The organism is Microbacterium sp. LS_15 (assembly GCF_041954735.1).
Taxonomy (GTDB): domain Bacteria; phylum Actinomycetota; class Actinomycetes; order Actinomycetales; family Microbacteriaceae; genus Microbacterium.
In genome coordinates this window covers 1-21,636 of sequence record NZ_JAVAYD010000002.1, presented here as the reverse complement: position 1 = coordinate 21,636, position 21,636 = coordinate 1, and the positions used below count along the sequence as shown (strand labels likewise).

Annotated in this window: 22 protein-coding genes and 1 riboswitch; of the genes, 13 read left to right on the top strand and 9 right to left on the bottom strand. The window is 70.2% G+C overall.

All coding sequences use genetic code 11. The features are described 5' to 3' along the window. The first annotated feature begins 6 nt into the window (after positions 1–6). Positions 7–116, top strand: a riboswitch (TPP riboswitch). The 5 genes from RAC69_RS04215 to RAC69_RS04195 all read left to right on the top strand — a co-directional run bounded on the left by RAC69_RS04215 (position 110) and on the right by RAC69_RS04195 (position 5,676). Then, positions 110–766 carry an ECF transporter S component gene (locus tag RAC69_RS04215; protein ID WP_375085343.1) on the top strand — a complete coding sequence of 219 codons (657 nt, stop codon included), beginning with the start codon at positions 110–112 and terminating at the stop codon, positions 764–766. Its footprint overlaps the riboswitch before it by 7 nt. Beyond that, complete coding sequence (locus RAC69_RS04210; protein WP_375085341.1) at positions 763–2,223, top strand: ABC transporter ATP-binding protein; 1,461 nt, start codon at positions 763–765, stop codon at positions 2,221–2,223. Before RAC69_RS04215 ends, RAC69_RS04210 begins: the two co-directional genes overlap by 4 nt. Further along, a complete protein-coding gene (locus RAC69_RS04205) occupies positions 2,220–3,017 on the top strand; it encodes an energy-coupling factor transporter transmembrane component T family protein (protein ID WP_375085340.1) in 798 nt (265 codons plus the stop codon). The genes RAC69_RS04210 and RAC69_RS04205 overlap by 4 nt, the downstream gene beginning before the upstream one ends. A 210-nt stretch (positions 3,018–3,227) precedes the next feature. Further along, positions 3,228–4,268, top strand: a complete 1,041-nt coding sequence (locus RAC69_RS04200) for a TerC family protein (protein WP_341933224.1) — start codon at positions 3,228–3,230, stop codon at positions 4,266–4,268. A gap of 94 nt (positions 4,269–4,362) precedes the next feature. Next, entirely contained in the window at positions 4,363–5,676 is a 1,314-nt protein-coding gene (locus RAC69_RS04195; RefSeq protein ID WP_375085338.1) for a hemolysin family protein, read from the top strand. Between the two features lie 26 nt (positions 5,677–5,702). On the opposite strand, the gene RAC69_RS04190 is transcribed toward RAC69_RS04195, so the two are convergent. After that, entirely contained in the window at positions 5,703–6,428 is a 726-nt protein-coding gene (locus RAC69_RS04190; RefSeq protein WP_375085336.1) for a phosphotransferase, read from the bottom strand. A 150-nt stretch (positions 6,429–6,578) separates the two neighbouring features. On the opposite strand from RAC69_RS04190, the gene RAC69_RS04185 reads away from it, so the two are divergent. Both RAC69_RS04185 and RAC69_RS04180 read left to right on the top strand, forming a co-directional pair. Beyond that, a complete protein-coding gene (locus tag RAC69_RS04185) occupies positions 6,579–7,340 on the top strand; it encodes an SDR family NAD(P)-dependent oxidoreductase (protein WP_375085334.1) in 762 nt (253 codons plus the stop codon). Between the two features lie 88 nt (positions 7,341–7,428). Further along, complete coding sequence (locus RAC69_RS04180) at positions 7,429–8,262, top strand: SDR family oxidoreductase (RefSeq protein ID WP_375085332.1); 834 nt, start codon at positions 7,429–7,431, stop codon at positions 8,260–8,262. A gap of 33 nt (positions 8,263–8,295) precedes the next feature. Here the strand turns inward: RAC69_RS04180 and RAC69_RS04175 are convergent, their stop codons facing one another. The 3 genes from RAC69_RS04175 to RAC69_RS04165 are packed head-to-tail and all read right to left on the bottom strand — an operon-like array spanning position 8,296 to position 10,260. Next, the gene (locus RAC69_RS04175) at positions 8,296–9,045 is read right to left on the bottom strand and encodes a sulfite exporter TauE/SafE family protein (protein WP_375085330.1); all 750 of its coding nucleotides are present in this window, start codon (positions 9,043–9,045) and stop codon (positions 8,296–8,298) included. Between the two features lie 25 nt (positions 9,046–9,070). Next, on the bottom strand, positions 9,071–9,709 hold the full coding sequence (locus RAC69_RS04170; protein WP_375085328.1) for a bifunctional 4-hydroxy-2-oxoglutarate aldolase/2-dehydro-3-deoxy-phosphogluconate aldolase: 639 nt from the start codon (positions 9,707–9,709) through the stop codon (positions 9,071–9,073). A gap of 53 nt (positions 9,710–9,762) precedes the next feature. After that, positions 9,763–10,260 carry a hypothetical protein gene (locus RAC69_RS04165; RefSeq protein WP_375085327.1) on the bottom strand — a complete coding sequence of 166 codons (498 nt, stop codon included), beginning with the start codon at positions 10,258–10,260 and terminating at the stop codon, positions 9,763–9,765. An 80-nt stretch (positions 10,261–10,340) separates the two neighbouring features. On the opposite strand from RAC69_RS04165, the gene rlmN reads away from it, so the two are divergent. Next, positions 10,341–11,633 (top strand): 23S rRNA (adenine(2503)-C(2))-methyltransferase RlmN, encoded by a 1,293-nt coding sequence (rlmN, locus tag RAC69_RS04160; protein ID WP_375085325.1) that lies wholly within the window; start codon positions 10,341–10,343, stop codon positions 11,631–11,633. On the opposite strand, the gene RAC69_RS04155 is transcribed toward rlmN, so the two are convergent. Further along, positions 11,582–12,220 (bottom strand): NAD(P)H-dependent oxidoreductase, encoded by a 639-nt coding sequence (locus RAC69_RS04155; protein ID WP_375085324.1) that lies wholly within the window; start codon positions 12,218–12,220, stop codon positions 11,582–11,584. The genes rlmN and RAC69_RS04155 overlap by 52 nt on opposite strands. A gap of 55 nt (positions 12,221–12,275) precedes the next feature. On the opposite strand from RAC69_RS04155, the gene RAC69_RS04150 reads away from it, so the two are divergent. The 4 genes from RAC69_RS04150 to RAC69_RS04135 all read left to right on the top strand — a co-directional run bounded on the left by RAC69_RS04150 (position 12,276) and on the right by RAC69_RS04135 (position 16,178). Further along, entirely contained in the window at positions 12,276–12,854 is a 579-nt protein-coding gene (locus tag RAC69_RS04150; protein WP_375085323.1) for a TetR/AcrR family transcriptional regulator, read from the top strand. A 75-nt stretch (positions 12,855–12,929) separates the two neighbouring features. Continuing rightward, entirely contained in the window at positions 12,930–14,537 is a 1,608-nt protein-coding gene (locus RAC69_RS04145; protein ID WP_375085321.1) for a DUF4407 domain-containing protein, read from the top strand. Positions 14,538–14,612: 75 nt separating this feature from the next. Further along, positions 14,613–15,110, top strand: a complete 498-nt coding sequence (locus RAC69_RS04140) for a hypothetical protein (protein WP_375085319.1) — start codon at positions 14,613–14,615, stop codon at positions 15,108–15,110. A 54-nt stretch (positions 15,111–15,164) separates the two neighbouring features. Beyond that, entirely contained in the window at positions 15,165–16,178 is a 1,014-nt protein-coding gene (locus RAC69_RS04135; protein WP_341933235.1) for an aldo/keto reductase family protein, read from the top strand. A gap of 111 nt (positions 16,179–16,289) precedes the next feature. On the opposite strand, the gene RAC69_RS04130 is transcribed toward RAC69_RS04135, so the two are convergent. From RAC69_RS04130 to RAC69_RS04115, 4 genes are read right to left on the bottom strand one after another with little or no spacing between them, the layout of a single operon-like run. Then, entirely contained in the window at positions 16,290–17,207 is a 918-nt protein-coding gene (locus RAC69_RS04130; RefSeq protein WP_375085318.1) for a carbohydrate ABC transporter permease, read from the bottom strand. After that, complete coding sequence (locus tag RAC69_RS04125; RefSeq protein ID WP_341933237.1) at positions 17,204–18,151, bottom strand: sugar ABC transporter permease; 948 nt, start codon at positions 18,149–18,151, stop codon at positions 17,204–17,206. The genes RAC69_RS04130 and RAC69_RS04125 overlap by 4 nt, the downstream gene beginning before the upstream one ends. Before the next feature lie 3 nt (positions 18,152–18,154). Next, positions 18,155–19,468 (bottom strand): ABC transporter substrate-binding protein, encoded by a 1,314-nt coding sequence (locus tag RAC69_RS04120; protein WP_375085317.1) that lies wholly within the window; start codon positions 19,466–19,468, stop codon positions 18,155–18,157. Positions 19,469–19,523: 55 nt separating this feature from the next. Then, on the bottom strand, positions 19,524–20,759 hold the full coding sequence (locus RAC69_RS04115) for an aminotransferase class V-fold PLP-dependent enzyme (RefSeq protein WP_375085315.1): 1,236 nt from the start codon (positions 20,757–20,759) through the stop codon (positions 19,524–19,526). A 167-nt stretch (positions 20,760–20,926) separates the two neighbouring features. Between RAC69_RS04115 and RAC69_RS04110 the strand changes: the two genes are divergently transcribed. Next, positions 20,927–21,619, top strand: coding sequence for a FadR/GntR family transcriptional regulator (locus RAC69_RS04110; RefSeq protein WP_375085313.1), 693 nt, complete (start codon positions 20,927–20,929; stop codon positions 21,617–21,619). Positions 21,620–21,636 lie beyond the last annotated feature (17 nt).

The following is a 21,636-nucleotide window of genomic DNA, read 5'->3' as shown; positions in this document are numbered from 1 at the left end:
GATCGTCAGCACAACCACGGGAGTCCGGCGAGCCGGGCTGAGAGGGAGCGAATCGCGCTTCGACCGTCGAACCTGATCTGGGTCATGCCAGCGCAGGGAGGAGCATTCAATGAGCACATCCACGTCCGGATCCACCACCGGATCCGTCACCGCCACCGCATCCCCGAAGGGGCTCGGCCGCCCGGAGCTCTGGCGCTGGCGGGTCGTCGACATCGTCGTCGCCAGTGTCATCGCCGTCGCCTGCGCGCTGATCTTCCTGCTGTGGAACGTGGGATACGAGGTCCCCAGCAGCCTCCTGAAGCCGCTGCTGCCCGGCGTGCAGGGCCTGCTCGCCGGCCCATGGCTGATCGCCGGCGTCCTCGGCGGGCTCATCATCCGCAAGCCGGGCGCAGCCCTGTACACCGAGCTCGTCGCCGCCGTCATCTCCGCTCTCGTCGGCAACGCGTGGGGCCCGCTCACGATCGTCTCCGGCATCGTGCAGGGTCTGGGTGCCGAGCTGGTCCTCCTCGTCTTCCTCTACGGTGTGTGGCGTCTGCCGGTCGCGATGCTCGCCGGGGCCGGTGCAGGTCTGGCGTGCGGCATCAACGACCGCATCCTCTGGTACGCGGGTGCCGACACCCTGTTCACGGTCGTGTACATCGTCTCGACGACGATCTCGGGCGCGGTCATCGCCGGCCTCGGCGGCTGGCTGATCGCACGCGGGCTGGCCGCCACGGGGGCACTCGGCCGGTTCGCCGCCGGCCGCGAGGTCACCGCACGAGTGTGACGGCCGCCGTGCAGCCCGCCGCGCTCGAGGCGCGCGGCTGGGGGTGGCGGTACGCCACGCGCCGTCGGTGGGCGGTCCGCGACGTCGAGCTGCGCATCGAGCCGGGGGAGCGGGTGCTGCTGCTCGGCGCCTCCGGCTCGGGCAAGTCCACCCTGCTGCAGGGATTCGGCGGCGTGCTGGGCGGAGCCGACGAGGGTGAGACCCTCGGGCAGCTCCTCGTCGACGGGCAGGCCCCCGTGGATGCGCGCGGACGCGTCGGCATGGTGCTGCAGGACCCCGACACACAGACGATCCTGGCGCGGGTCGGCGACGACGTCGCGTTCGGCTGCGAGAACCTCGGCGTCCCGAGGGACGAGATCTGGGCCCGCGTGCGCGAGGCGCTGGATGCTGTGCAGCTCGACGTCGCGCTCGACCGCTCGACGGCGGCACTGTCCGGCGGACAGAAGCAGCGCCTCGCGCTGGCCGGCGTGCTGGCCATGCGCCCCGGTGCGATCCTCCTGGACGAGCCGACCGCGAACCTCGACCCGGCGGGTGTGGGCGAGGTGCGGGATGCCGTCGGCGCAGCGCTCGACCGCACCGGGGCGACGCTCGTGGTGATCGAGCACCGCATCGACGTGTGGCTGCCCCTCGTGACCAGGGTGATCGTACTCGGCGCGGACGACGACAGCACGGTGGTGCTGGCCGACGGCACGCCCGAGGCCGTGCTGGGTGCCCGCGGCGCTGAGCTCGCGGCATCGGGCGTCTGGGTCCCCGGCCACCCGCCTGCTCTTCCTCCTGCGCCGCGCACGGAGCCGGGGGAGCCTCTGATCGAGACTCGGGCGCTGCGGGTCTCGCGTCGCCGGGGACTGCCGGTCGCCGGCCCGTTCGACTTCGCGGTGCACGCGGGCGAGGTGCTGGGCATCACCGGGCCGAACGGTGCGGGCAAGTCGACGCTGGGACTCACGCTCGCCGGGCTGATTCCCGCCGAGGAGGGAGCAGTGCGTGCGACGGCGTCGCTCGCCGCGGGCGAGACGCCCGATCCTCTCGCCTGGTCGTCGCGGGCGCTGCTGACGCGCATCGCGACGGTGCTGCAGACGCCGGAGCATCAGCTGCTCGCCAAGACGGTTCGCGAGGAGCTCGCGGTCGGCCCCCGCGCCCTGCGGCTCGCGCCCGACGAGACCGCGTCCCGCACCGACGACCTGCTCGACCGCCTGCGGCTCCGCGCCCTCGCGGACGCCAACCCGTACACGCTGTCCGGCGGCGAGAAGCGGCGGCTGACGGTGGCGGCGGCGATCGCCACCCGGCCGCGCATGCTCGTGCTCGACGAGCCCACCTTCGGACAGGATGCCGTGACGTGGGCCGAGCTGGTGGGCCTCATGGCCGCTCTCCGCGACGAGGGCACCGCGATCGTCGCGATCAGTCATGACAAGGCCGTGCTCAGTGCTCTCCACGCCGGACGGATCGAGGTCGGACGATGATCGACCCGCTGACCGCCCGCGTCGACCGCACAGGGCCCATCGCTCCCCGCTCCGCGCTCGCCAAGCTCGCCGCCGCGCTGCTGATCGCTCTGCCGCTCGTGCTGACGATCGACGTCGTCTCGGCATCCGTCGCCCTGGTGCTCGAGATCCCCGTGCTGCTGCTCGCGGGGCTGAGGCCGCGGGAGTACTGGCTGCGCACCGCCGTGCTCTGGATCGCCGCACCGCTCAGCGCGGTCACGATCGCCCTCTACGGCGCGACGAGCGGCACGGTTCACGTCGAATGGTTCGTGATGAGGGTCAGCGACGGGTCGCTCGCGCTCGCCGCCGCCACCGCGGTTCGTGTGCTGGCGATCGGCCTCCCGGCTGTCGTGCTGTTCGTCACGGTCGATCCGACCGATCTCGCCGACGACCTCGCGCAGCGCCTGCGCCTGCCCGCCCGCTTCGTCGTGGGCGCGCTCGCCGGAATGCGGATGCTGGGACTCCTGGCCGACGACTGGCGTGCCCTGGCGCTGGCGAGGCGCGCGCGGGGGGTCGCCGACGAGGGCAGGGTGCGCCGGGCGCTCGGCATGGCGTTCGCCCTGTTCGTGCTGGCGATCCGTCGCGGCTCGTCACTGGCCACGGCCATGGAGGCGCGCGGGTTCGGCGGCTCCGGTGCCCGGTCGTGGGCGCGTCCGTCGCGGTGGGACCGCAGGGACACGGCGCTCGTCGTCGTGGCGGCGGTCATCCCGGTCGCCGCGATCGCGGTCGCCGTGGTCACGGGCGCGTGGAACTTCATCCTCGGTCCGACCGCCTGACGACTCCCACGCCGCGCGGAATCTCGATATTCAGCTTTTTCATAGCCCCGGTGCCCGCGGGTTCGCTACCATCGACGTAACCCAAGGGGAGTACTCCGACACGGGTGGCTCGTCATTACGGATGTCCCTGCATCCCGGGTCCCCGGTCCTCGTTCGAGGATGGAGAAGACCTTGGCGTAGACCCTGTCGCGCCAGTTCTCGGAGACCCTTGTGAACATCACCCCCCTCGTCTGGATCATCACGATCCTCGTAACGATCGCCTTCTTCGTGTACGAGTTCTTCGCGCACGTCCGCAAGCCGCACGAGCCCACCGTCGGCGAGTCCGCCCGCTGGTCGGCCTTCTACATCGGCCTCGCCCTGCTGTTCGGCGTCGGCATCGGAGTGGTTTCCGGGTGGGAGTTCGGCGGAGAGTACTTCGCCGGCTACCTGACCGAGAAGGCGCTGTCGATCGACAACCTGTTCGTCTTCCTCATCGTGATGGCCGGTTTCGCGGTGCCGCGCATCTATCAGCAGAAGGTGCTGATGATCGGCATCGTGATCGCGCTCATCATGCGCGGCGCGTTCATCGCCCTGGGCGCCACGCTCATCGAGAACTTCTCCTGGATCTTCTACCTGTTCGGCGCCCTGCTGCTCGTGCTCGCGTACCGCCAGGCGTTCGCGGGCGGCGACCACAACCCCGCCGACGGACGCTTCATGCGGTTCGTCCGCCGCATCCTCCCCGTCAGCGACGAGTACGCCGGAGACCGCCTCACCGTCGTCAAGGCGGGTCGCCGCTTCGTGACGCCGATGTTCCTCGTCATCATCGCGATCGGCTTCGTCGACCTGATCTTCGCCGTCGACTCGATCCCCGCGATCTACGGCCTCACCGAGGAGGCGTACATCGTCTTCACGGCCAACGCCTTCGCCCTGATGGGCCTGCGTCAGCTGTACTTCCTCATCGGCGGTCTGCTCGAGCGCCTCGTGTACCTGGCTCAGGGACTCGCCGTCATCCTCGCCTTCATCGGCGTCAAGCTCGTGCTCCACGCGATGCACGTCAACGAGCTGCCGTTCATCAACGGCGGCGAGCCGATGCTGTGGGCCCCCGAGATCCCGATCTGGTTCTCGCTCGTCTTCATCGGCGCGACGATCGCCGTGGCCACCGTCGCGAGCCTCGCCAAGACCCGACGCGACGACCGTCGCGCCGCCCTCGACTCCTCCTCCGCAGGCACTCCCGCCGACACCACCCCTCGCACAGACAAGGACCCCTCGTGAACCAGTCGCGCCGCTCCGACGCGTCCGCAGACCCTGACAGACCCGGTGCCCGAATGACCTCGGGCACCACCTCGCCGCAGGAGGCGACCCGATGATGGGCGACCTGCTGTGGAACATCGCACTCGTCTTCGTCTTCGTCCTCGTCGGTGGCGTGTTCGCCGCGACGGAGATGGCCCTCGTCACGCTGCGGGAGAGCCAGATCAACGCGATCGCCGCCCGCGGGCGCCGCGGCGCGAAGGTCGCGGGCCTCGCCCGCAACCCGAACACGTTCCTCTCGGCCGTGCAGATCGGCGTCACGGTGGCCGGCTTCGCATCGGCCGCTTACGGTGCGACCTCGATCGCGCCGTCGGTCGCGCCGCTCCTGCAGTCGCTCGGCCTCGACGAGCAGCTGTCGTTCACGCTCGCGACCGTCATCCTGACCCTGCTGATCGCGTACCTGTCGCTCGTCCTCGGCGAGCTCGTGCCGAAGCGCCTGGCGATCCAGCGCAACGCGCAGTTCGCCTACGCCGTGGCTCCGGTGCTCGACGGCTTCGCGACCGTGATGCGCCCGGTGATCTGGCTGCTCTCGGTCTCGACCAACGCGCTCGTGCGTCTGCTCGGCGGTGATCCGCACAAGACCGCCGACGAGCTGAGCGAGGAGGAGCTGCGCGACATCGTCGCGACGCACCAGAGCCTCCCCGACGACGAGCGCCGCATCCTCGACGACGTGCTGTCGCTGCGCGACCGCCAGGTCAGCGAGGTCATGCGCCCGAGGCCCGAGGTCGTCGCGCTCGACGGCACGGCCACGATCGCCGAATCGATGGCGCAGGTCACGGAGCTGCCGTTCTCGCGGTACCCCGTGGTCGACGCCTCGATCGACGACATCGTCGGCTTCGTGCACGTGCGCGACCTGTTCGAGGCCGCGGTGGCCGATCCGTCACGGACGGTCGACAGTCTCGCGCGTCCCGTCGAATACCTGCCGTCCACCGCGCGGGTGCTGCCGACGCTCACCCGGCTGCGTGCGGCCGGCCACCACATCGCCGTCGTCGTCGACGAGTACGGCGGCACCGACGGCATCGTCACTCTCGAGGACCTCGTGGAGGAGGTCGTCGGCGAGATCTTCGACGAGTACGACACCGAGGACCGCATCCCCGCCGCCGGCGGGTCGCTCGACGGCCGCCTCAATCTCGGCGACTTCGCCGAGATCACCGGGATCGCGCTGCCGCGCGGGGCGTCGGACACGGTCGCGGGCTTCGTGACAGAGATGCTCGGCCGCCTCGCGGTGGTGGGCGACTCGGTCGAGGTGCCCGGCGCGACGATCCGCGTGACCGCGGTGGACCGCCGACGCATCTCGGAGATCCGGGTGGTGCTGCACGACGAGTCCGGCTCGTCGGACAGCACGGATGCCGCCGAGGGCGCCCCGGCCTGACATACCGCGCGACCGCTGCCGGCGGCTCAGGTCTCGTTCCAGAGCCGCCGGTAGTAGTCGATCCTCGCGCGGTCGGGTGCGACGCCGTACGCCTCGATGAGGGCGTCCTCCCACCCGCGCCCGTAGTTCCACTCGGTGCTCATCGAGGCGACCGCGATGTCGGCCCAGCGGTCGGCGACGCCGAGCGCGGCGAGGTCGACATGGCCGAGTGGGCGGCCGTCGTCGTCGAGCAGCGTGTTCGGCACGCAGGCGTCGCCGTGGCACACCACGAGCATGTCGACCGGCGGCGGAACCCGCAGATCGTCAGGGGCGCGGATGCCGCGCTGCGCCGCGTTCGCGATGCGCGACGCCGGGTCCCACGACCACGGGCACTCGGCGGCCGGCAGGGCGTCGTGCAGCGCGCGGAGCCCCGCGCCGACGGCTCGCACCGCCGTGGCAGGATCCGCGACCCATCGCGGGTCGACGGCGCTGCGGCCGGGCAGCGCCGTCGTCACGAGCCACTCGTGCGCGGCATCCTGACCCTGGTCCAGGACCTCGGGGACCGTCGTCCAGCGGCGAGCCCACCGCATCCGCTCCGCCTCGTCGCGCATGTTCGCCTCGGCGTCGTGCGGGCCCCACTTGATGTAGCGGCCGTCGTCGGTGCGGAAGGTCACGCCGCCGAGGGAGTTCCGCCACACGGGCGTGAGCGCGGCGCCGCCCGCGAGCGAGCGGACGATCTCGGGCACCGGCAGCGCCGCCTCGGGGATGCTCATGCGTCCATCCTCGCGTCTGCGCCCGCGGCTCTGATCCGCCGCGCCGGGTGTCGTAGGCTCGGAGCGATCGCCGGGACGACGCGGCGATCGGGATGACACTCGGAATCAGTTAGGCTGGCACCGAGTCGCACACGTTCGAAGGGGAACCGCATGCAGATCCAGGGATCCAGCGCTCTCGTCACCGGCGGCGCGTCGGGCCTCGGCCTCGCCACCGCGCGGGCGCTCGCCGCCGACGGGGCCGTCGTCACGATCCTCGACCTCCCGTCGTCCGCCGGCGCGGAGATCGCCCACGAGCTCGGGGGCGTGTTCAGCCCCGGCGACGTGACGAACGCCGAGGATGCCGCAGCAGCCGCCCGTGCCGCACAGGACGCCGCTCCGCTGCGCATCGTCGTGAACTGCGCGGGTATCGCGCCCCCGGCCAAGGTGCTCGACCGCGAGGGCAACCCGGCGGTGCTCGCCGACTTCGAACGCATCGTGCGCATCAACCTCGTCGGCACGTTCAACGTGCTGTCCCAGGCCGCAGCCGTCATCGCGAAGAACGACCCCGTCGAGGGCGGTGACCGCGGCGTGGTCGTGAACACCGCGAGCGTCGCCGCGTTCGACGGCCAGATCGGGCAGCCCGCCTACTCGGCGTCGAAGGGCGGCGTCCACGCCATGACCCTCCCCGTCGCGCGCGAGCTCGCCCGCTACGGCATCCGCGTGTGCACGATCGCACCCGGCATCATGGAGACCCCGATGCTGATGGGACTGCCGCAGGAGGCCCAGGACTCGCTCGGCACCCAGGTGCCGTATCCGTCGAGGCTCGGCCGGCCCGACGAGTACGCATCGCTCGTGCGCCAGATCGTCGAGAACGGCTACCTCAACGGCGAGACGATCCGCCTCGACGGCGCGATCCGCATGGCGCCGAAGTGAGCACCCTGCCGGCTTTCGAATCGCGCGCTTTGCACGAATCGGGGCGGCAGAACTGCAATTCACGCGATTCGAAACGGAAAGGTGGGCGATGAGCGCACTGGCAGGCAAGACCATCCTCATGTCGGGCGGCAGCCGCGGCATCGGCCTCGCGATCGCCCTGCGTGCCGCGGCCGACGGCGCGAACATCGCGATGCTCGCGAAGACCGACTCCCCGCATCCGAAGCTCGAGGGCACGGTGCACACCGCGGCGGAGCAGATCCGCGCGGCGGGCGGGCAGGCGCTGCCGATCGTCGGCGACGTCCGTGACGACGACGACATCACCGAGGCCGTGCTGAAGACCCAGGGCGAGTTCGGCGGCATCGACATCGTCGTCAACAACGCCAGCGTCATCGACCTCTCTCGGTCGCTGGAGCTCGGGGCCAAGAAGTACGACCTCATGCAGGACGTGAACGTGCGCGGCACCTTCATGCTGTCGCGCGCCGCGATCCCCATGCTCAAGGATGCCGAGAACCCGCACATCCTGTCGCTGTCGCCGCCCCTCAACCCGACGCCGAAGTGGCTCGGCGCGCACACCGGCTACACGCTCGCGAAGTTCGGCATGACCATGGTCACGCTGGGTCTCGCGGCGGAGTTCGCCCGCGACGGCATCGCCGCCAACACCCTCTGGCCGCGCACGACCATCGCGACAGCGGCCGTGCAGAACCTGCTCGGCGGAGACAAGGTCATGGCCGCGAGCCGCACCGCCGAGATCTATGCCGACGCCGCCTACTCGGTGCTGACCAAGCCCGCCGGCGGGTACACGGGGCAGACGCTCATCGTGGAGGATGTGCTCGAGGCCGACGGCGTCACCGACTTCTCACGGTACGCGGCGGTGCCGGGCACCCCCGACGACCGCCTCTTCCCCGACATCTTCCTGGACTGACGAGGGGGACGGGTGGCGCTTCTCCGATCGCCGTCAGAACAGCAGGTAGACCGCGCCGACCACGGTGAGGACGATGACGATCCGGTCGAACAGCACCTGGTTCAGCCGCCGCGCGACGACGAGTCCGAGCAGCGCGCCGATGACGACGAGCGGTGCGAGGGCGGCATCCATCAGCAGCACCGGCGGATGGAAGAGGCCGAGTCCGGCCAGGAACGGCACTTTCGTGACGTTGATGATCGCGAAGAACCAGGCCGATGTGCCGAGGAACACCTGCACCGGTGTGCGGGTCGCGAGGAAGTACATCGACATCACGGGTCCGCCGGCGTTCGCGACCATGGTCGTGAAACCGCCGAGCGTTCCGTAGGTGCCGGCGAGCAGGATGCCGCCGCGCGGCGTCTCCTGCACCTCCCGCCGACTCTGTCGCCACCGCCGCCACAGCGTCACCGCGATCATGAGCAGCAGGATCACGCCGATCGCCCGGCGCACGATGCCGTCGCCCGCGATCGCGAGGAAGGCGAAACCGACGAGGAGACCTGCCACGACCGCCGGCGCGAGGCGCAGCAGCGTCGGCCAGTGCGCGTGGCGGCGATACGCGGCGATCGCGAAGACATCGCCGACCATGAGCAGCAGGAGCATCGCCGCCGTGGAGGTGCGGGCGGGAAGCACGGTCGCGAAGAGCGCGATGGCGAGGATGTTCGCGCCGGGGAGCGCTGTCTTGGAGATGCCGATCGTGACGGCGGCGAGGCTGAGCGCAGCCCACGCCCAGGAGTCGAGCGCGGGCACGGTCAGACTCCGACCGTCACGCGCGTCAGCTGCGGGAAGCGGCGAGGGCGGCGGCGAAGCGCGCTGCGCGCTGCTCGAGGTCGTCCCAGTCGGAGTTCTTGATCGAGGCGCCGTTCGCGAGGTCGCCTCCGGCTCCGACGGCGACGGCCCCTGCCCCGAACCAGTCGGCGAGGTTGTCGGGCGTGACGCCGCCGGTCGGCATCAGCGGCGCATCGGGGAACGGCCCGCGCAGCGCGCCGAGGTACGAGGGGCCGCCGAGCGAGGCGGGGAAGATCTTCACCACGTCGACGCCGAGCTCGAGAGCGCCCATGACCTCGGTCGGGGTCATGGCTCCCGTCATGACGACGCGACCGGTGTCGAGCATGGTGCGGGTGAGCGCCGGCAGGGTGCCGGGGCTGACGAGGAATTCGGCGCCGGCGTCGGCCGCGGCCGTCGCCTGCTCGGTGGTGGTCACGGTGCCTGCTCCGACGTAGGCGGCGTCGCTGTGGCGCGCGATGAGCTCGCGGATGACGGCGGGAGCATCGGGGGTCGAGAACGTGACCTCGATGCCGGTCACCCCGCCGCGGATGATCGCCTCGGACGCCTCGAGAGCGAGCTCGGGGGAGGGTGCGCGGAGGACGGCGAGGACGCCGGTGGCGCGGGCGCGGTCGAGACGGTCGGGCATCGAGGCTCCTTCAGTGGGGGGATGCGTCCATTCTCTCGGACGCGCACCTGTAGCTACAAGCTGTGCGACGGCCAGACGTCGATCGCGTCCTTCGACTGCTTGAGCCCGAGCCCGGAGTGCTCGCGCAGCAGCTTGATCGCGGCGATCGCCTGCTCGGCCGCGACCAGGCGATCGATCTCGGCCGCGACGGAGGCCGGGAGAGACGAGCGGAGCGCCGCGGCATCCGTCGGCGACGATGCCGTGAGCGGGATCGCCGTCGTCGCCGGCGCGGAACCCACCACCCAGCGATCGATGCGGTTCTTCGCCTCGCGCAGGCTCACGTCGGTGTGGTCTCGATAGACCTTGATCGCCTGGATCTTCTGCTCGGCGGCGACGAGCCGGTCGATCTCGGCCACGACATCCGGCGGCAGGGTGACGGCGGGGCCCGGGTGGCCGGCCGGCGAACCGGGCGTCGCGGGAGCCTGCGGGCGCATCGCCCGGAACGACCGCGACAGCAGGGCGACCACGATCAGGGCGGCGATGACGATTCCGATGATCCACACGAGGTCCATGGTGGCCAGTCTAGGCAGGGCCGCCGACGCCGGCCCGACCGCCCAGGCCGCTCCCACCCGGCCCCCGGTACCCTGGAGACATGACCGAGAATCCCCGCACGCGCGAGACGCGCGCTCAGGCAGCGCCCGCGTCGTCCCGTTCGGGGACCGCGATCCGTTCGACCGGCGGCACCCAGGTGCGCCCGGCGACCGAGGGCTGGACCCAGCAGAAGGATGCCGAGGGTCGGCCGCTCCTGCAGTTCGCGAGCCCGAAGCGCGGCAAGCCGCCCGTGCACCTGGCCGACCTCACTCCGGCCGAGCGCGTCGAGAAGGTCACCGAGCTCGGGCTGCCGGGCTTCCGGGCGAAGCAGCTCGCGACCCACTACTTCCGCCACTACACGTCGGACCCGGCGGAGATGACCGACCTTCCCGCCGGAATCCGCGACGACCTCGTGGCCGGCATGCTGCCCCCGCTCATGACCGAGGTGCGCCGTCTCGAGACCGACCGCGGCGACACGATCAAATTCCTCTGGCGTCTGCACGACGGCGCTCTCGTCGAGTCGGTGCTCATGCGCTACCCCGGCCGCATCACGCTGTGCGTGTCGTCGCAGGCCGGATGCGGCATGAACTGCCCGTTCTGCGCGACCGGCCAGGCCGGCCTCACGCGCAACATGTCGACCGCCGAGATCATCGAGCAGATCGTGCGGGCCAACCGGGCGATCGCGAACGGCGAGCTGGGCGGCAAGAAGGCCGACGACCACTCGATGGAACGCGTCTCCAACATCGTCTTCATGGGCATGGGCGAGCCGCTCGCGAACTACAAGCGGGTCATGGACGCCGTCCGCACCATGGTCGCCCCGCAGCCCGACGGCCTCGGTATGAGCGCGCGCGGCATCACCGTCTCGACCGTCGGTCTCGTGCCGGCGATCAAGAAGCTCGCCGACGAGAACATCCCGGTGACGTTCGCCCTGTCGCTGCACGCGCCGGACGACCACCTTCGCGACGAGCTCATCCCGGTGAACTCGCGCTGGAAGGTCGACGAGGCACTCGACGCCGCCTACGGCTACTACGCCAAGACCGGCCGCCGCGTCTCGATCGAGTACGCGCTCATCAAGGACATGAACGACCACGCGTGGCGCGCCGACCTCCTCGCCGAGAAGCTCAATGCGCGCGGGCGGGGCTGGGTGCACGTGAACCCGATCCCGCTCAACCCGACGCCCGGCTCGATCTGGACGTCGTCGGACCGTGACGTCACCGACGAGTTCGTGCGCCGACTCAACGACGCCGGTATCCCGACGACCCTCCGCGACACCCGCGGCAAGGAGATCGACGGCGCCTGCGGTCAGCTCGTCGCGACCACGGAGGATGAAGCGGCCTCGGCCGCGATGGCCTGACCCGCCTGTGAGCGACCGGCGTCGCGGATGCCGTCGCGGCGGCCGTGCTGTTCCACGCGCGCGATCCACGATGCGATGCGCTCCGGGCTCGCCGTCTTGACGCCGAGCATCCGGTGCGTGGGCACCGCGCGGATGCCGCAGAGGCGGAGTGTGTTGCGGGCGACCTGCCTCTGCGCCGGCAGCCCCGTGAACGGCACCGCGTACCAGGGGGTGTCGGCGAGCAGGAGCAGCCGGCCGTGACGGCCGGGGAGCAGCCCCTCGGGAAGGCCGAGCTTCGTGTAGCGATACTCCTGCTGCGGCAGCAGCGCGCGGTCGAAGAAGCCCTTGAGCACGGCGGGGACGGAGCCCCACCACAGCGGAGTCGCCACGATCACGGACGCGGCCTCGCTCAGCATCCGCTTGGCATCCGCCAGGTCGGGCTCGAGCTCCATGCGTTCGCGGTAGCCGAAGCGCAACGACGGGTCGAAGGCGAGGTCGCGAACCGCGAGGACGCGGGCGTCGCCGTGAGCCGCGGCGTAGCGCCGGGCCAGCTCGGCGGTCAGCGAGCGGGCGTCTGGGTGACCGTCGAGGACGAGGGCGGTGGTCATGGCTGCTCCAATGTTGACACTGTCAATAAGGTGGACACTGTCAAGATGGGGAACAATGTTGCTCGTGTCAAGTTCTCGTTCCGGCTATCACCACGGCGACCTCGCCCACGCCCTCGAGGCGGCGGCGATGCAGCTGCTCGCCGACCGCCCGGCGCAGGACATCAGCCTGCGCGAGGTCGCCCGCGCCGCCGACGTGAGCCACAACGCGCCGTACCACCACTTCTCCGACCGCCGCGGTCTGCTCAAGGTGCTCGCCGAGCGCAGCATGGCCGACCTCGTCGAGGCCGTGCGCGTCGCGATCGCGAACGCACCGGACGCGATCTCGGCGGTGATCGAGGGCGGGGGTGCCTACATCCGCTACGCGGTCGAGAATCCGCACGGCTTCGACGTCATCTACGATCCGACCGTCTGCATCCCCGGCGAGCCGAGCGCGACCATGGCGCCACTGATCGCCGAACTCGAGGGACAGCTGTCGCGCGCCGCGGCCGCGGCCGGGCTGGACACCGCGGAGGATGTCGTCGGAGTGTGGGGTCTCGTGCACGGTCTCGGCACCCTCTGCGCTGCCGGGCACTTCCCTCTCGACGTCGCGCTCGCCGGGTACGAGCACACGCTGCGCCGTATGCTGCCGGCGTGAAAACCGCCGGACCTCGCGGCGGAGATTCAGGTCCCGTCCACGTGTTCCACAGGCGGCATTTCGTAGATTGTCGGGATGCCCTATTCCGCTCACCGTCCAGGACGGTTCGATTCGCAGGGCCGGATCATCCTCGACAGCGACCCGAACGCTGACACGGACGACCTGGACTTCCTGCGCGCCTACGAGCCGACCGGTGCCGACGACCGCGCCGAAGCGCAGCCGACCGTGCCGATCGACGCCGCCGCGGTGACGCCGGAGGACGAGACGGATGCCGCGGCATCCGCCTCTCGCGAGCCGAAGCCGCGGCGGAAGCCCCGCGAGCGGAAGCCCCGGGTGCCCGGGTCCCGGTTGCGGACGCTCGCGATCCTCGGCGGCGCCGAGGGGGAGATCCTCGACCGCGTCCCCGGCGAGACGCCGCGCTTCGTGCAGATGTTCTTCGTGCTCGCGGGGACCGCCCTCGTCTCGGCGATCTCGATGCTCTTCGCCCTCACCACCGGGGTGCAGGCGGCGATCTGGCTGGCCGTGCCGCTGGCGATCGTGTGGGCACTCATCATCTTCAACCTCGACCGCTTCCTCACCTCGACCATGACATCGACCCGCAACGTGTGGCGCCTGATCGGCCTCGCCATCCCGCGGGTCATCATGGCCGCGATCATCGGCTTCGTGGTCGCCGAGCCGCTCGTGCTGCAGATCTTCCACAACGACATCTCGCGCGAGGTCGCCGCCACCAACATCACGCAGGCGCAGTCCGACCAGGAGGCCCTCGAGACGGGGCCCGAGAAGAAGGCCCTCGACGCGGCATCCGACCGTGTGGCCGAGCTCGAGAACCAAGCCGCGACGGGCATCGTGGCCGGAACCGAGTCGTCGTCGGCGACCGAGTCCGCCGCGCAGGCCACGGTCGACGACCTCACCGCGAAGATGACCGCGCAGCAGGCCGTGATCGACCAGGCGCGCGTGCTCTACCAGTGCGAGCTGACCGGCGAGGGCGCGGGCTCCGTGCCGGGCTGCACCGGTGTGAACGGCGAGGGCGCGAGCTCGGACGCCGCGCAGGCGCAGCTCGCCGAGGCACAGCAGACCTACGACGCGCTCGCCGCGCAGCTGCGCACCGCGAACGAGGAGCTCGCCGCCGCCGGCACCGCCGCGAAGGAGAACACCTCGACCTCGGAGACGCAGAACCGCCAGCAGGCGCAGGACCAGCTCCCGGCCGCCCGCGACACCTACGAGTCGGCGCTCGCGGCGTACAACGCGCGGGCCGAGTCCGTGGCCTCCGGCAACGCGGGAGCCACCGGACTGCTCAGCCAGATCAGCGGCCTCAACCGGCTCAGCGAGAAGGAGCCCGCGATCCTCTGGGCCCACATCCTCATCGCGGCGCTCTTCTTCATGATCGAGCTGCTGCCCGTGCTCGTGAAGGTGCTCACGTCGTACGGCGACCCTTCGCTGTACGAGCGGGCGCTGGCGATCCGCAAGCAGGTCGCCCTCGACAAGGTCACTGCCGAAGGCTTCCGCGACCGGGCCGCGATCGTGAACGAGCAGTCGAACGGCATCCAGGCCGAGGCGGATGCGGCGGCTCCGCAGACCCGTGCAGAGCGGCGCGAGGCGGAGCAGGAGCGAGAGCGCGCCGATCAGCGCGCGCAAGCTCAGACGCTGGAGGAGCAGGAGCGGATGCTGCAGTCGCAGGGCTGACCGGCCCGGTCCGTCGAGGCCGTATGAAGGCGTCGAGTTCGGGATGCTCTCAGCGAGCGCTCCTACGGTGAGGACATGACGTCGCGTCGCTCCCGCATCCTGGTATCCGTCGTCGGCGTCCTCCTCGTGATGCTCTATGCGGGGCTGGCTGCGGTGCAGATCCTCGTGCTGAACCCGATCGCCGCCGCGCCCGGTCTGACACTCGACGACATTCGAGCAGACATGCGCAGCGCCAACGAGAGTCTGGGCGCCGAGATGGTGTTCCTGGTCTTGGGGATCGGAGTCGCGCTCGCGGTCGCCGTCGCGATCATCGTCATCGCGAGGTCGGCGCCGCCCCGGCTCGCCGCGATGCTCTTCCTCTCGATCCTCACGATGGGCGTGCCCGCCTATTTCGTGGCATCCTTCACCGCGGGGATGGGGCTCGCCGACACCTACGGAATCGGTGGCGGCGACCATTCGCCGTGGTCTCGCGTCCTCTACGTCGCGAGCCTCGCCTCGTTCGTCGCCGTCGTCACGATCGCGGTGCAGTCCGCGCGGGGCGGCCGGCAGTCGCCCGATATCGCGCCGGCGTGATCCGGGATGCCGCAACCGGCCCAGCATGCCGGTGTGCGCGAGTAGCGTTGGCTCATGGTCAACTATCGCTACCTCGGAAACAGCGGCCTCAAGGTCTCGGAGATCACCTACGGCAACTGGGTCACCCACGCATCGCAGGTCGAAGACGACGCGGCCGTCAAGACGGTGCACGCCGCCCTCGACGCCGGGATCACCACGTTCGACACCGCCGACGCGTACGCCAACACCGCGGCCGAGGTCATCCTCGGCAAGGCGCTCGAGGGTCAGCGCCGCGAGGGTCTCGAGATCTTCACGAAGGTGTATTTCCCGACCGGCGCGAAGGGCCCGAACGACACCGGCCTCAGCCGCAAGCACATCATGGACTCGATCAACGGATCGCTGAAGCGCCTCGGCACCGACTACGTCGACCTGTACCAGGCGCATCGCTTCGACTACGAGACCCCGCTCGAGGAGACGTTCCAGGCGTTCGCCGACATCGTCCGTCAGGGCAAGGCGCTCTACATCGGCGTCTCGGAGTGGACCGCCGAGCAGCTGCGCGAGGGTCACGCGCTCGCGAAGCAGCTCGGCATCCAGCTCATCTCGAACCAGCCCCAGTACTCCATGCTGTGGCGTGTCATCGAGGGCAAGGTCGTTCCCGCGTCGGAGGAGCTCGGCATCTCGCAGATCGTCTGGTCGCCGATGGCGCAGGGCGTGCTCAGCGGAAAGTACCTGCCCGGGCAGCCCGTGCCCGAGGGGTCGCGCGCGACCGACCCGCACAGCGGCGCCGACTTCATCAAGAGCTTCCTCAAGGACGACATCCTCGAGGCGGTGCAGAAGCTCAAGCCGATCGCCGAGCAGGCCGGTCTCACCATGCCGCAGCTCGCGATCGCGTGGGTGCTGCAGAACCCGAACGTCGCCGCCGCCCTGGTCGGAGCCTCGCGTCCGGAGCAGCTCGCCGACACGGTCAAGGCGTCCGGTGTGAAGCTCGACGCCGACACGCTGTCCGCGATCGACGAGGCCCTCGGCGACACGGTGAACCGCGACGCCGAGCGCACGTACGAGACGTCGCCGAAGACCCGCCTCGTCTGAGCACGGTTCTTTCCGCGCCGACGCCCCGGCTGCGCGCCGACGCCCCGCCTGGATCACGAATCTCAGGCGGGGCGTCGGCGAGCGGACGGGGCGTCGGCGAATGAGGGGCGGCTACTCCTTCACGGCACCCGCGGTGAGACCCTGCACGATCCAGCGGCTGGCGAGGGCGAACATCGCCATCGTCGGCAGGATCGTCAGCACGGCGGCGGCGCTCATCGAGCCCCAGTCGATGTTGAACGTCGAGATGAAGCCGTTCAGCGCCGACGGCACGGTGCGATTCTCGTCGGTGTTCATGAGCACCACCGACAGGAACAGCTCGTTCCAGCAGTTCACGAAGTTGAAGATGAACGCCGCGATGATGCCGGGCGTCATCACGGGGACGAGCACGCGGAACAGGGCGCCGAAGCGCGAGCATCCGTCGATCATCGCCGCCTCCTCCAGCGCGTCCGGCACGTTCTCGAAGAACCCGCGGAGCATGACGGTGGAGAACGGGATGCAGATCGCGATGTACACGAGGATGAGGCCGGGCTTGGAGTCGACCAGGCCCAGGTCGGTCATCATCGAGTACAGCGGTCCCAGCGCGATGAATGCGGGGATCATCTGCGTGAGCAGGAACGCCACGAGCACGGTGCCCTTGCCGCGGAACTCGAACCGCGCGATCACGTACGCGCTGAGCAGCGCGATCAGCGTCGCGACGGCGCCGGCGATCACGGCGACGATCGCCGAGTTCGCGAGGAACACCCCGAACGAGCTCTGCTGGAACAGGCTCACGTAGTTGTCGAGCGAGGGCTCGCTCGGCCAGTACTCGATCGGGAACCGGTTGATCGTGCCCGGCGACTTGAACGACGTCAGGGCGATCCAGTACAGCGGGAACAGCGTGATGAGCAGCCACAGTCCGAGACCGACGACGCGTACGACGCCGCCGACCGTGATGCGCCGCTGCGTCGTGCGCGGCGCCGTCGCGGCATCCGGCACCGTGATGCGGCGGGTCTCGGTGATGGTGGTTCCGGTGGGGGTGGTGATGGTCATCGCTGGGCCCTCCGCATCGCCATCAGGTAGAACGCGCAGAACACGAACAGGAAGGCGACGACGATGAGGCCGATCGCACTCGCGATGCCGTAGTTGCCCTGCTGCGTGTAGTTGATCATCCAGGTGGTGACGATGTGGGTCTGGTTCGCCGGTCCGCCGTTCGTCATCGCGTAGATGATGTCGGGGAAGTTGAAGATCCAGATCACGCGCAGCAGGATCGTCAGCAGCAGCGTCATGGAGATGTACGGGATGATGATCGAGAACAGCTGCCGGACCTTGCCCGCGCCGTCGAGGCTCGCGGCCTCGAGCATCTCGTCGGGGACCGACTGCAGCGCCGCGAGGATCATGATCGCGAAGAACGTGACGCCGTACCAGATGTTCGCCACGATGACCGCGAACATCGCGAGCTTCGGGTCGGCCAGCCACGGCAGCGGCGCGTCGATCAGGCCGGCCTTCATGAGCAGGTCGTTGACGACGCCGAACTCCGCGTTGAACATCCAGCGGAACAGCATCCCGATGAGGAAGCCCGAGACGGCCCACGGGAAGAAGACGAGGGCCTGGTAGAGCCCGCGGAATTTGAAGCGCTTGCGCAGGGCGAGCGCGATGAGGAACCCGATCACGAGCTGCGGCACGAGGGAGCCGACCACCCACAGCACCGAGTTCCACGCCACGACGGGGAAAGCCGGGTCCTGGAAGACGGTGACGAAGTTGTCGAAGCCGACCCAGGGCGTGGAGGTGAGGTCCCACAGGTTCCAGTCGTGGAAGGCCATGCGCGCACCCTGCAGCATCGGCCAGTACGTGAACCACACGACGAACACGATCGCCGGGGCCATGAAGGCCAGCAGGGTGAGAGCGTGACGCGCCTTGAACGGGCGCCGGCGCGAGCCGGGGGAGGCCCCGCCGGCGACGCCGGCGGAGCCTCTCTCACGAAGAGCGGATGCCACGGGTCAACCCTTCTCCGCGGCGTACTTCTCGGTCCAGAAGGTGTCCCACGACTCGAGCAGCTCGCTGGTCGACATGTTGCCGAGGAGGACGTTCTGCACATCCTGGTCGGACTTCTGGATCCACTCGGTCCACCAGCTGACGCCGCGCGGCTGACGCACGTTGACGTACGTCTCCGGGTCCTCCGTCATGGTGACGTAGCTCGTCCACGGGCCGGTCGAGTAGAACTCGTCGTCCGCCGCGTCGGCGATGATCGGCACGAGGCTGTTGGCCTGCGCGAACTCGGTCGCAGGCTCCGCCGACGAGAGGAACTCGACGAGCTTCACCGCGGCATCCTTGTTCTCGCTCTTCTCGGCGACGCCCCAGCCGGCGACGGCCAGCGGCTGCGCGGCCTTGCCCGAGGGGCCGACGAGCAGCGGAGCGGTGTCCCACTGGTCCTCGGTGAGCGAGGAGTCCTGCACGGTGGCGATGACCTCGGGGTCCTGCAGCAGGAACGCGGTCGTGCCGTTCGTGAAGCCGGCGACCATCTCGGGGTATCCCCACGACACGGCCGACGGCGGCGAGGCCTTCTTGAAGAGGTCGAAGTAGTCGTCGACGGCCTCCTGCGCTTCGGGCGCCGCGAAGATCGTCGAACCGTCCTCCATGAGGAACGCGTCCTCGGTGTCGAGGCCGTCGATCGTGTACGCCTCGATCGCGGCGACGACGTTGCTGTTGGCGTTCGCCCCGCCGCGGAAGGCGTAGCCGTAGATGTTGTTCGACGGGTCCTGGATCGCGCTGGCCTGCTCGAGCAGATCCTTCCAGCTGTGCGGCGGGCCGTCGAAGCCGGCCTCCTCGACGAGGTCGGTGCGGTAGAACAGCGACAGGCCGTAGAAGCCGTAGGGGACGAAGTAGCTCTTGCCGTCGGCCGCGACCGACGCCGACTGCGCGTTCTCGGTCAGGGCGTCCCAGCCGTCCCACTTCTCGAGGTCGGAGCCGAGGTCGTACAGCCAGCCGTTGTTCGCGAACGGGCCGACCGTGATGTCACGGACCTCGAGCACGTCGACGCCCTTGCCGGACTGCAGCATCTGCTGGATCTTCTGGTCGGCCTGCTCGGTGGGCGGCGAGACGAGCTTGACCTTGATGTCGGGGTTCTCCTGCTCGAACTGGTCGAGCAGCCCGCGGATGAGCTCGGTGCGGGCCGGGTTGGTCAGGCTCTCGACCATCTGCAGGGTGGTGGTGCCGTCGGACGACGAGCCCCCGCCGCCGGAGCAGCCGGTCAGCGCGAGGACGGCGACGGTGCCGAAACCCGCGGCGGCCGTCAAGATGCGGTTCTTCTTCACGAGGTGCCTCTCAATTTCTGGGTGTGGTGGGTCGGGTAGGGAAGGGATCGGGAAGTCAGGAGACGACGACGCGGTCGGCGGTGCGGATGCCGGCGCGGCTGAGGATCTGCGGGACGCAGCGGTCGACGAAGGCTGCGAAGTCGGCGGCCTCGGTGTAGAGGTGTGCCGACAGGCGGAAATAGCCGACGCCGCGGAAGCTCGTGAACGCGGTCTCCACGCCGACGGCGTCGAGCAGGTCCATGCGGAGGGCGTCGGCCTCCTCGCGGGAGGCGCCGAGGCCGAGCGGCAGACGCACGAGGCGCATCGACGGCACGGGGGAGGGAAGCGGGGTCAGCGGGTCCTCGTCGCCGTAGGGGCGCAGGGCCTCAGCGATCAACTCGGCACCGGCATCCGCGATCTGCGCCATCGCGACGCGCGCCGCGGCCCAGCCGAACTCGTCCTCGACGAAGTCGATCGCGGCAGGGGTGGCGAGGTAGGTGGTCGCATCGATCGTGCCCTGGGTGTCGAAGCGCTCGGGGTAGGGCTCGCGCGCGGCCCACGAGTCGATCAGCGGCCACAGCTCGTCGCGGTCGGGTGCGGTGGTGACGAGCAGCGCCGAGCCGCGCGGCGCGCAGGGCCACTTGTGCAGGTTTCCGAACCACCAGTCGCCGCCTGCGACGGCCGCGGCATCCGCGATGAGGCCGGGGGCGTGCGCGCCGTCGACCAGCGTGCGGACGCCGCTCTCGCCGGCGAGGTCTGCGATGCGGCGGGTCGGCAGCACGCGCGCCGTGGGCGACGTGATCTGGTCGACGACGATCAGCCGGGTGCGCGGGCTGAGGGCTGCGGCGAAGAGCTCGACGATCTCGTCGTCGGAGGCGAGGAGCGGCAGGGCGACGGCGCGGACGGTCGCGCCGAAGCGGCGCGCCAGGCGCTCGGCGCCCATGGTGATCGCGCCGTACCCCTGATCGGTCACGAGGATCTCGTCGCCGGCCTCGAGCTGCAGCGCGTTGTAGACGACGGTCGCGGCGGCCGAGGCGTTCGGCACGAAGACGCTGTCGTCGGGGCGAGCGCCGACGAACGGGGCCGTGCGCTCGCGCGCCTCGCGCACACGCTCGGAGATCCGCGGGAACCACTCCACCGGGCTGAGGTCGGCCCGGCGGCGCAGGGCGTCCTGATGCGCGACGACGGCGGACGGGACCGCACCGAATGACCCGTGATTGAGGTGGACGACCTCGGGGTCGAGGGGCCACGCCTCACGCGCACGGATGCCGGACTTCAGCGTGAGCGGTGCAGGGAACAACGGATCGGGCATCGGTCCTCATCGGTGAGTGGGGGGCGAGTTGTTGCACAACTTTGCCACACTGCTCCCGATAGCGCCACGAAAACGCGAAGATGAAACATAGTTGTCATACGAGTTTTCGCGGCCGGCACATTCCGACAGACTTCACGAGGGGCGGGGCGGTGTCAGAGAGGATGACGATGAGCGCACTGGACACAGCGCTGCACGGGCTGCGCGCCCTGATCGCCGACGGCGCGCTGCGCCCCGGAGACCGCCTCCCCAGCGAGGGCGAGCTGTGCGAACGGCTCGGCGTCTCCCGCGGGTCGCTGCGCGAAGCGATCAGGATGCTGGCCGCCCTCGGCGTGCTCGAGACGAGGCACGGCTCTGGCAGCTACGTCGGCGAGCTGCGTGCCGCCGACCTCATCGGCAGCCTCTCGCTGACCGTCGGGCTGCTGCCCATGGCCGGAGTGCTCGAACTCACCGAGCTCCGCCGCGTGCTCGAACCGCACGCGGCAGCGCTCGCCGCCGCCCGCATCGACGACGACACCGTGGCGGTGCTCGACGGCATCCTGTCCGAGATCGAGGCGAGCGACGACTTCGAGGAGCACTCGCGCCTCGATCACGCCTTCCACATGACGATCTCGAAGGTCGCGGGCAACGACGCTCTCACGAGTCTCATCGAGGTGCTGCGGTCGCGGTCGCGCGCCTATCGCATCCCGGATGCCGACGACGCGGCCGAGCTCAAACGGAACTCGGATGCCGGGCACCGCGCCATCCTGCGCGGACTCGCCGCCGCCGACCCGGTCGCGGCATCGACCGCGGCGTCGGCGCATGTCGCGGCGACGGAGTACTGGGTGCGGCTGTACACGGAGGACGCGGAGCCCTCCGCCTGACGTGCTGCCCGGCTGTT

What these genes read in the sequence shown, in the direction of transcription:
- RAC69_RS04215 (WP_375085343.1), top strand. Translation starts at nt 110, where the DNA reads ATGAGCACATCCACGTCCGGATCCACCACCGGATCCGTCACCGCCACC.
- RAC69_RS04205 (WP_375085340.1), top strand. Translation starts at nt 2,220, where the DNA reads ATGATCGACCCGCTGACCGCCCGCGTCGACCGCACAGGGCCCATCGCT.
- RAC69_RS04195 (WP_375085338.1), top strand. Translation starts at nt 4,363, where the DNA reads ATGGGCGACCTGCTGTGGAACATCGCACTCGTCTTCGTCTTCGTCCTC.
- RAC69_RS04190 (WP_375085336.1), bottom strand. Translation starts at nt 6,428, where the DNA reads ATGAGCATCCCCGAGGCGGCGCTGCCGGTGCCCGAGATCGTCCGCTCG.
- RAC69_RS04185 (WP_375085334.1), top strand. Translation starts at nt 6,579, where the DNA reads ATGCAGATCCAGGGATCCAGCGCTCTCGTCACCGGCGGCGCGTCGGGC.
- RAC69_RS04180 (WP_375085332.1), top strand. Translation starts at nt 7,429, where the DNA reads ATGAGCGCACTGGCAGGCAAGACCATCCTCATGTCGGGCGGCAGCCGC.
- RAC69_RS04170 (WP_375085328.1), bottom strand. Translation starts at nt 9,709, where the DNA reads ATGCCCGACCGTCTCGACCGCGCCCGCGCCACCGGCGTCCTCGCCGTC.
- RAC69_RS04165 (WP_375085327.1), bottom strand. Translation starts at nt 10,260, where the DNA reads ATGGACCTCGTGTGGATCATCGGAATCGTCATCGCCGCCCTGATCGTG.
- rlmN (WP_375085325.1), top strand. Translation starts at nt 10,341, where the DNA reads ATGACCGAGAATCCCCGCACGCGCGAGACGCGCGCTCAGGCAGCGCCC.
- RAC69_RS04155 (WP_375085324.1), bottom strand. Translation starts at nt 12,220, where the DNA reads ATGACCACCGCCCTCGTCCTCGACGGTCACCCAGACGCCCGCTCGCTG.
- RAC69_RS04150 (WP_375085323.1), top strand. Translation starts at nt 12,276, where the DNA reads ATGTTGCTCGTGTCAAGTTCTCGTTCCGGCTATCACCACGGCGACCTC.
- RAC69_RS04145 (WP_375085321.1), top strand. Translation starts at nt 12,930, where the DNA reads ATGCCCTATTCCGCTCACCGTCCAGGACGGTTCGATTCGCAGGGCCGG.
- RAC69_RS04140 (WP_375085319.1), top strand. Translation starts at nt 14,613, where the DNA reads ATGACGTCGCGTCGCTCCCGCATCCTGGTATCCGTCGTCGGCGTCCTC.
- RAC69_RS04135 (WP_341933235.1), top strand. Translation starts at nt 15,165, where the DNA reads ATGGTCAACTATCGCTACCTCGGAAACAGCGGCCTCAAGGTCTCGGAG.
- RAC69_RS04130 (WP_375085318.1), bottom strand. Translation starts at nt 17,207, where the DNA reads ATGACCATCACCACCCCCACCGGAACCACCATCACCGAGACCCGCCGC.
- RAC69_RS04115 (WP_375085315.1), bottom strand. Translation starts at nt 20,759, where the DNA reads ATGCCCGATCCGTTGTTCCCTGCACCGCTCACGCTGAAGTCCGGCATC.
- RAC69_RS04110 (WP_375085313.1), top strand. Translation starts at nt 20,927, where the DNA reads ATGAGCGCACTGGACACAGCGCTGCACGGGCTGCGCGCCCTGATCGCC.